Annotated in this window: 8 protein-coding genes; 4 read left to right on the forward strand and 4 right to left on the reverse strand. The window is 72.2% G+C overall.

Annotated features, from left to right (window positions below):
• Positions 1-75 precede the first annotated feature (75 nt).
• The 4 genes from AC1DWP_RS07830 to AC1DWP_RS07845 form a co-directional block, all read right to left on the reverse strand.
• On the reverse strand, positions 76-777 hold the full coding sequence (locus AC1DWP_RS07830; RefSeq protein ID WP_477613893.1) for a type II secretion system F family protein: 702 nt from the start codon (positions 775-777) through the stop codon (positions 76-78).
• A complete protein-coding gene (locus AC1DWP_RS07835) occupies positions 774-1901 on the reverse strand; it encodes a TadA family conjugal transfer-associated ATPase (RefSeq protein WP_477613894.1) in 1128 nt (375 codons plus the stop codon). Before AC1DWP_RS07835 ends, AC1DWP_RS07830 begins: the two co-directional genes overlap by 4 nt.
• A 13-nt stretch (positions 1902-1914) precedes the next feature.
• Positions 1915-2625, reverse strand: a complete 711-nt coding sequence (locus AC1DWP_RS07840; protein ID WP_477613895.1) for a CpaE-like family protein — start codon at positions 2623-2625, stop codon at positions 1915-1917.
• Between the two features lie 771 nt (positions 2626-3396).
• A complete protein-coding gene (locus AC1DWP_RS07845; protein WP_477613896.1) occupies positions 3397-4239 on the reverse strand; it encodes a Fic family protein in 843 nt (280 codons plus the stop codon).
• A gap of 138 nt (positions 4240-4377) precedes the next feature.
• On the opposite strand from AC1DWP_RS07845, the gene AC1DWP_RS07850 reads away from it, so the two are divergent.
• Genes AC1DWP_RS07850 through AC1DWP_RS07865 form a run of 4 tightly spaced genes read left to right on the forward strand, consistent with a single transcriptional unit; the run spans position 4378 to position 8380 of the window.
• The gene (locus AC1DWP_RS07850) at positions 4378-5580 is read left to right on the forward strand and encodes a sensor histidine kinase (RefSeq protein ID WP_477613897.1); all 1203 of its coding nucleotides are present in this window, start codon (positions 4378-4380) and stop codon (positions 5578-5580) included.
• Positions 5581-5590: 10 nt separating this feature from the next.
• The gene (locus AC1DWP_RS07855) at positions 5591-6403 is read left to right on the forward strand and encodes a LytR/AlgR family response regulator transcription factor (RefSeq protein ID WP_477613898.1); all 813 of its coding nucleotides are present in this window, start codon (positions 5591-5593) and stop codon (positions 6401-6403) included.
• Positions 6400-6822, forward strand: a complete 423-nt coding sequence (locus AC1DWP_RS07860; RefSeq protein ID WP_477613899.1) for a hypothetical protein — start codon at positions 6400-6402, stop codon at positions 6820-6822. Before AC1DWP_RS07855 ends, AC1DWP_RS07860 begins: the two co-directional genes overlap by 4 nt.
• 31 nt (positions 6823-6853) lie before the next feature.
• On the forward strand, positions 6854-8380 hold the full coding sequence (locus AC1DWP_RS07865; RefSeq protein WP_477613900.1) for a sodium/solute symporter: 1527 nt from the start codon (positions 6854-6856) through the stop codon (positions 8378-8380).
• Positions 8381-8629: the final 249 nt, after the last annotated feature.

Genomic DNA, 8629 nt, shown 5'->3' on the forward strand with positions numbered 1-8629 from the left:
GTCCAAGCCCTCCTTGCCCAGACCGGCTCGGCCACAAGGCCGTGGCCAGCCCGACCAGGAGCAGGGCGAGCAGCGTCATGTCGCCCGACGGAGGATCCGGCGACTCCACCACCAGGCCCCGGCGGCCAGGGACAGCCCGAGCACGAGACTGCCTGTCGCGGCGGGCGACGAGAAATAGAGTGCGCCAGGATCCACCCCGACCGCTGCACCGACGAGGGGACCGCTCGCGGGGAGCAGGCACAACACGGCCATCGAGGCTCGCGGGCCTGCGGCGGCGCTGGCGAGCCGCTGTCGTCCGCGCTCCCGCGCCCGCAGGACTCCCTCACACGAGTCGAGCGCCTCGGCCAGCGGCGCCCCGGTCCGTTCGCTGAGAGCCCAGGCTCGCCCCACGAACTGCAGATCGGCGCTGCCCTGGGATTGGGCGTGACGCAGCCACACCTCGGCCGCCGGCGCGCCCGCCCGCGTCGCCTCGACGAGGTCTCGCACCAGGCGGGCGAGCACGGGGTCGTCGGCGCAGCTCGGCTCGGCCGCAGCCAGAGCAACCGCTGGAACGACCCCGGCACGCAGAGGGGCAGCGACGGCCGCGACGAGCTCGGCGAGAGCCGCGTCGAAGGCCACTCGACGAGACCCACGGCGCCATCCGCGGCTGCGAGCGACGCCGGCGGGTCGGATCTCGTCGCCTCCCTGGCCGCCCTCCCGCATGGGCAGATGACTGCGGGAGACGGGCCACAAGGTCGCGGCGGCGACCAGCAGTCCGGCCATCAGGGCGATCCTCACACCCGTCCTCCGGTCAGGGTGGCCAGCCGGGCCCATCCGGGGCCCTGGCGTCCGGAAGCGACATCCAGCGCGAGGTCGCAGACCGTCTCGTCGCCGGTCCACCTGATCACCGACAGGGAGGCGACCCGCCGCCCTCTCACCCCGCGTTCGACGTGGACCACCGCTTGCACCGCGCTGGAGAGCTGGGTCTGCACGGCGTCCCTCGGCATCGCCGCGAGCGCACCGAGTGCATCGAAGCGGCGTGGCACGTCCGCAGGCGCGTTCGCGTGCAGGGTGCCGCAGCCGCCCTCGTGGCCGGTGTTGAGGGCCGCGAGCATCTCGCGCACCTCAGCCCCGCGCACCTCACCCACCACGAGCCGGTCGGGTCGCATGCGAAGGGCCTGCCGGACGAGGTCGACGAGCCCCACCGCGCCCTGACCCTCGATGTTGGGTCCACGACCCTGGAGCCGCACGACGTGAGGATGGGCCACGGCCAGCTCGCGGACGTCCTCCACGACGACGATCCGCTCCGCCTCGGGCACCTCGGCCAACATGGCCGCGAGCAGGGTGGTCTTGCCGCACCCGGTCCCACCGCTGACGACGAAGGAGCAGCGGCCGAGCACCAGGCCGCGCAGCAGCTCCTCGACCGCACCATCGAACATGCACCGAGCCCGCAGTGCCCCCAGCCCGACCCCGGAAGCACGAGGCACCCGCAGGCTCACGTGGGGGCCGCCGTCGACCAGCGGCGGGAGGATCGCGTGCAGCCGGATGCCGCTGGGCAACAGGCCGTCCACCCACGGCTGGCTCTCGTCCAGTCGTCGCCCGGCAAGCCCCGCGAGCCGCACGGCCAACCGTCGCGCTGCCGACGGTTCGAGGTCGACATCGGCCCGTTGCACGCCACCCCTCCCCCGATCGAGCCACACCGAGCCGTCACCGTTGACGAGGACGTCCGTGACGTCGGGGTCGGCGACACAGGCCTCCAGGGGGCCGAGTCCAAGGACCTCGGAGGCCAGCACGCTGCGCGCGGACTCCACGCCCCCGTCGCCGAGTCGGGCAACGTCGGCCGCGGCGACATCGGTCACCGCAGCCGAGTCTGGTCCTTGGCCACGGCGGATCCGGTCCACGATCAGAGCCTCCTGGCTCATCGGCCCACCGTCCTCACGCGCCCACCGGGTGCTCGGACCGGGCGTCCGGCGCCCCGGCTCCCAACAGTGAGTCGGCCAGGGCCGACAGCACCCCCGAGGAACGACTGCCCGGAGTACGACCGCGGTCCGCGTCGGCCGCGATCCGCGAGTCATCGCGAAGCGTCCCCACCAGGGGCAGGTCGAGGTGGACCGCCACCTCCTCGGGGCCGACCGGGTCGCCTCGACCCGTCCTCACGACGAGGACCGCAGGACGACCGAGCTCGTGGACCACCTCGGCCAAGGTCATCGCGTCCGCGAGGTGGCGCGAGGACGTACCCACCACAACCACCAGCTCCGTGCACCGGTTCGCCAGCCACAGGGAGCAGCCGAGGTCGACCACGGCCACACCACAGACCCGCGCCAGGGCCGCCACCGCGGCGCCCACCACGTCATCGCTCAGCCCTGGGTAACCACCGGAAAGGACTCTGGTCGTCGCCTCACTGGGCAGGGCCCGCAGCAGCGCTGCTCCGTCGAGTGCACCCTGCGCTGCCGCCAGGTCTGGCCAGCGCAGGCCGGGCAGGTGCTCGAGGCAGGCCGTCACATCCAGGGCACCGCCGTCGGGCGCTCCGTCGATGGCCACCGTGGCGCCCACGCGCGGACCGGCGCGCACCGCGAGCGCGACAGCCAGGGTCGACACCCCCAGCCCGCCTGACGCGCCGATCACGCCCATCACCCTGTGGTCCATGCCCGTCAGCCTGGGCCTGCGCATTCACCGGAGCCACCACCACGTGGCGTCCTGTGGACCCATCCGCCAGGCCTGTCGCCGCTGTGGACGAGCGCAGCCACCACGGCGCCGTTCCGGCGCACCTCAGAAGCCTTGCACGAGGCAGGGTTGGAAGAGGCTGCCTTGCAGCAGGCTTCATTGCAGGAGGCTGCATTGAAGGAGGAAAGGGGACGGCCCCGGTCGGGGGGACAACCGGGGCCGTCGACGCGCCAAGCTCCGGGGGGGAGGAGCCGGTGCGCCGATCCGCTCTACCCACAAGGGGGAGCGGACGTCTTCATGGTGGACCATTTACCCTTCAACCGCAACTCGATCCGGCGCGTTTCGGGGCGAGTTTTGGCGTCGCGTCGCAGCGACAGACGCCCATCGCGCGCAAACCGCCACGAACCGAAGGATGGCACCCCGCGCAGCGGGGTGCCATCGCACCGTGATCCGCCACGGGTTACCAGGCGTGCATTCTGTAGTTGTCGCACCGGGACAAGCCCGTCACGATCGGTCCACCAGTGGACTGCCCGCGCGTGGGTGCCCGATGGAGTCACGGTGGTCGTCGGCCTCACGACCGTCGACTTGCCTCCATGTGTACCCCCGCTCCGGGGCAAAGGAAAGCCTTGACTTCCGGGCGAAGCAGGAAATCCAATACGTCCGGGCGAAGCAGGAAATCCAATACGTCCGGGCGACGCAGGAAATCCAATGCCTCACCTGTCCGTGGGTGCCGCGCGTGTCCCCACGAACGGGTCAGGTGAGCCGCCCCGCACGCACCGCGTCGCAGATCTGTTCGCCTTGCGCCGCGCCCGCCACGATGGCGTCGGCGCAGTGCCCGATCCACAGTCCCAGCCCCTCCGGACTGCCGGTTCCGTATGCCGCGAGCGCGCCGAGATAGGCCGGCCCGCCTTGGGTGGCGTGCCCAGCTTCGGTGACGACGACCCCGGTGGGGTCGAGCCCGGTGGCCTGCACCAGGGCGCGCTCGACGGCCCGCGCCACGACGCCGTTGCCGCGAACGAAGGGGCGCAGGGTCGCGATCTCCGCGTGGGCCAGCGCCGCGACGACCAGGGCCGGCACTGCGGAACCTGCCGTCATCACACCGACCAGGAGCTCGAGCCGGTCACGCAGCTCGCTCGCACCCGGGGCCGCCCCGAGGTCGAGGAGCTCCGCGCTGGACTCCCCCTCGATCCGGGGCCGACCCAGCTGGTGGTCCGGGAGGAGGCCCGAGGCTGCGGCGACGTGCAGCCTCGCAAGGGCCTGGAGGGGGGCGCTGGCGACCAGGCTCCGCACGTGCTCGCTCTCGGCGGTGGCGGTCACCGCTCCGCGGGCCACGCGTTCGACAGGGTCGGGCTCGAGCGGCCACTGGGCTGCGCCGCGCATGACGTCACGCACCAGGTCGAGCGGCACCGTCGCGCCCTCCAGCGCCGCGCTGGCCTGGGCACCTCGCACCCGCGACTCGGCCGCAGCCTCGGGGATGCGGCGTCGCAGCGCCTCGTGCCAGCGCAGCCGCTCACACGCCTCGCGGGCGGCTGCGATCTTCTCCGGGACCCCGGGCAGGTCGGCGAGGGGGCGAAGCGAAGCGATGACGTCGACCACGGGGAGCAGCCTAGGCGTTGGCCGATCCGCTCCGAGCCCGCGATCAGGCCCTGCGCTCGTGATGAGGCCCTGCGCTCGCGATGGCGCTCAGGCCCGCGATCCGGCTCGGAGGCCACGACTCCGCCTAGAGTGCGCGATGTGTCGGGCAGCTTCAACCTCCCCACCGCGATCTTTGTCGCGGGCGCCATGGTGCTGGTCTACGCCCTGGTGCGGCTGGTGCGTCATGGCCGCAACGCCGCCCGGGGTTTCGTCTCCGAGGTCGACCACGCCACGCACGCCACGCTCCACACCGCCTCGATGGCAGCCCGCCACCTGCAGGACGGCCTGACGGCCGAGGGCACGACCAAGGCCGCCAAGCACCTGCGCGAGCTCCTGGGGTCCCCGGGGGTGGCCGTCTGCGATGCGAGCGGGCTGCTGGCCTGGGACGGAGCGCCGGAGCACCACGCCGCCGACGCACCAGGACACGCGGAGGAGGTGCTCCGCACCGGGCGAACCATCGTCCTGCGGGCCGGCCAGGTGCAGTGCCCCGACCCCGACTGCCCCGCCAGGACGGCCGTGATCGCGCCCGTGGTCACCGGTGAACGCGTGGTCGCCGCCATCGCGGCATACGGTCCGCACGCCTCGGCCGGTCTCGCCCGGGCGACGGAGGAGGTCGCGGGGTGGATGGCCACGCAAGCCGAGCTCGCCGACCTCGGCCACCAGCGCACCCGCACGATGGAGGCCGAGCTGCGCGCGCTGCGCGCCCAGATCAGCCCCCACTTCATCTACAACTCACTGGCGGCCATCGCCTCCTTCGTACGGACCGACCCCGAGCGCGCCCGTGAGCTGTTGCTCGAGTTCGCCGACTTCACGCGGTACGCCCTGCGCCGGGGAGGTGCGTTCACCACGCTGGCCGAGGAGCTGCGCAACGTGGAGCGGTACCTCGTGCTCGAGCAGGCGAGGTTCGGCGACCGGCTGCGGATCTCGTTGTTGATCGCCCCGGAGGTGCTGCCCGTGACGGTGCCCTACCTGGCGATCCAGCCCCTCGTCGAGAACGCGGTCCGGCACGGGCTGGCCTCGAAGGAGGGCGGTGGCCACGTCAGCATCTCCGCGAGCGACGAGGGCGCCGAGGCCGTCATCACCATCGAGGACGACGGGGTGGGCTCGGACCCGCAGGCGATCAGGAGCGTGCTCGACGGCGGGGCGGAGGGCGACAACGTCGGGCTGGGCAACGTCGATGCGCGCCTGCGGCAGGTCTACGGCGACGACTTCGGCCTCGTGGTCGAGACCGCGCCCGGAGCCGGGACGAAGGTCACATTCCGGGTGCCCAAGTACGCCCCCGGGGTCCATCCCACGTCGTAGGCTCTCCCCCATGGCTGGCGCGCCCTCCGCCGACCCGGAGCCCCGCCGCCCGCAGGACGCCACCGTCGGCCCCGCGGGCGCAGCGCTGCGCGCGCTCGTCGTGGACGACGAAGCCCCTGCGCTCGAGGAGCTCAGCTGGCTGCTGCGCCAGGACCACCGCATCGCCGAGGTCATGACGGCCTCGAGCGGGGCCGACGCGCTGCGTTCGCTCGACGGCGGCAACATCGACGTCGTCTTCTCCGACATCTCCATGCCCGGGCTCGACGGCATGGAGCTCGCGCGGGTCATCGCGAGGTTCGTGGAGCGGCCCCAGGTCGTCTTCGTCACGGCCCACGACCAGCACGCCGTCGACGCGTTCGCCATCGACGCGACGGACTACGTCATGAAGCCGGTCCGGGCCGATCGCCTCGCGGAGGCAGTGCGTCGCGTCGTGGCGGCCGCCGACCCCGGGTCCGGGACCGCTACCGCGGCCGCCCCTGAGGACGAGACGATCGCCGTCGAGCTCGGCGGGGTCACCAGGTTCATCACCAGGAGCCAGATCCGCTACGCCCAGGCGCAGGGCGACTACGCCAGGCTGCACACCGAAGCCGGGTCCCACCTGGTGCGCATCCCACTCAGCACGCTCGAAGAGCGTTGGGCGGCAGCAGGATTCGTGCGCATTCACCGCAGCACCCTCGTGTCGCTGGCCCACATCAGGGAAGTTCGGATGGAGCACGGTCGCTGCAGCGTCGTCCTCGAGGGCGCGGAGCTCCAGGTCAGCCGACGACACACCCGCGAGCTGCGCGACCGCCTGCTCAGGGCCACCCCGCGCGTCACGTCGTGACCGGACCCGGCGACCAGGGACCGGACGCCGCGCCGGCGCAGCCCCACGGTCCGGCGCCCGTCCGGGTCCGGGTCACCAGCACCCGTCGCGACGCACCGACGCGGCGGGACCTGCGACCGCTCACCCGTGACATCGACGAACAGAGCACGCTGGGGGAGGTCTACATGGCCGGCCTGATGTCCGCCCAGCTGCGCCTAGCCCTGAGGGTGCTGGCGTTCGGGGCCGTCGGACTCGGCGGCCTGCCCCTGGTGTTCCTGCTGGTGCCGGCGACCCGCACGATGGCCCTGGGCCGCGTCCCACTGCCCTGGTTGGTCCTCGCGTTCGTCGTCTACCCGGTGGCGATCATCGTAGCGCGCTACTACGTGCGGGCGTCCGAACGGATCGAGGCGGAGTTCTCCCACGTCGTCCGGCGTCGCTGATGGACGCCGACCACCGGGCAGAGGAGGCGTCGTGAACCCGGCCTACGGGGTCGTCGCCATCGTCCTCATCTGCACCGTGACGCTGGCGATCGGCGCGTTCGGTCTGCGCCTGTCGAGAACGACGAGCGACTTCTACGTCGCCGGACGCACCGTGACCCCCTACCGCAACGCCAGTGCCATCGGTGGTGAATACCTTTCCGCGGCAAGCTTTCTCGGCATCGCCGGGTTGGTCTACACCAATGGCCTGGACATGCTGTGGTTCCCCGTCGGATACACCGTCGGCTACGTCGTCCTCCTCGTCCTCGTCGCCGCACCGTTGCGCCGCTCGGGCGCCTACACGCTGCCCGACTTCGCCGAGGCCCGGCTCGAGAGCACCGTGATCCGCAAGCTCTGCTCCGTGCTCGTCGTGGCGATCGGCTGGCTCTACCTCCTACCCCAGCTCCAGGGCGCGGGGCTGGCCCTGGCGACGGTCACCGGTGCCCCCACCTGGGTCGGCGGCCTGGTCGTCGCCGTCGTCGTGGTGGCCAACGTGGCGGCAGGGGGTATGCGGTCGATCACCCTCGTGCAGGCCGTCCAGTACTGGATCAAGCTGACCGCCATCGCCGTCCCGGCCTTCGTCCTGCTCGGTGTATGGCTGGGCGATGGCGCGCCCTCCCCCGCCATCGCCGAGAAGACCGCCTGGGCCGAGCCACTGAACGGCCTTGCAGGACAAGGCCATCCGGTCTACGCGACCTACAGCCTGCTGCTGGCACTCGCCCTCGGCACCATGGGTCTGCCGCACGTGCTGGTGCGGTTCTACACGAATCCCGACGGCAAGGCTGCACGACGCACCACCCTGACTGTGGTCGCCCTCCTCGGCGCCTTCTACCTCTTCCCGCCCCTCTACGGCATCCTCGGCCGCGTCTACATCCCCGAGCTGCCGGTGGGCACGGCCGCCGACACCCTCGTCCTGCGGCTGCCCGGGGCGATCGTCCCCGACGGGCTCGGTGAGGTGCTCTCGGCGGTGCTTGCAGGGGGCGCCTTCGCCGCGTTCCTGTCGACGGCGTCAGGTCTGACCATGTCGGTGGCCGGGGTGATCGACCAGGACCTGCTGCGCAGGCGGCTCGGTCGGATGACCGGCGACGACTTCACCGTGGCACAGGGCTTCCGGCTCGCGACGGTGCTGTCGGTCATCGTCCCGTATGCCGCGTCGAGACTGATCGAGCCGGTCGGCCTCGCGACCATGGTGAGCCTGGCGTTCGCGGTGGCCGCGTCCACGTTCTGCCCCCTCCTGGTGCTGGGATCCTGGTGGCGCGGCCTCAGCACCGTGGGAGCAGCAGCCGGCCTCGTGGTCGGCGGGACCCTGGCTGCCGTCGCGGTGGCCATCACGATCTTCGCCGGCCCGGTCCCGGGCTGGACCGGGGCGCTGCTCGGCCAGCCGGCAGCCTGGACGATCCCGATCTCCTTCGCCACCGCGGTCGTCGTGTCCCTCGCGACTCCGGGTCGCATCCCCCGGCACACCTCTCGCACCATGGTGCGGCTGCACACCCCCGAGGACCTGGCCCTCGACCGAGACTGAGCTAGACGGTATGCCGTGACCGCTTGCGGCTGAGTGGTTGCGGGCCGGGGCCTCACGCGCACAGATTCGTGGGTTGCTGGACAAGTGCCCTTGCCCGGCCTATCCGACATGTGTGGGAGGCCCCGGTGTTTTCTGAGCGTACGAGTGTGGGACTGGATGTGCACGCACGGTCGGTCGTCGCGGCGGCGATCGACGGGGTGACAGGTGAGGTGTTCCGGGCCAGGCTGACGCCTGCCTTCGAGGACGTGC

It is taken from the genome of Pedococcus sp. P2_F6, from assembly GCF_056403675.1.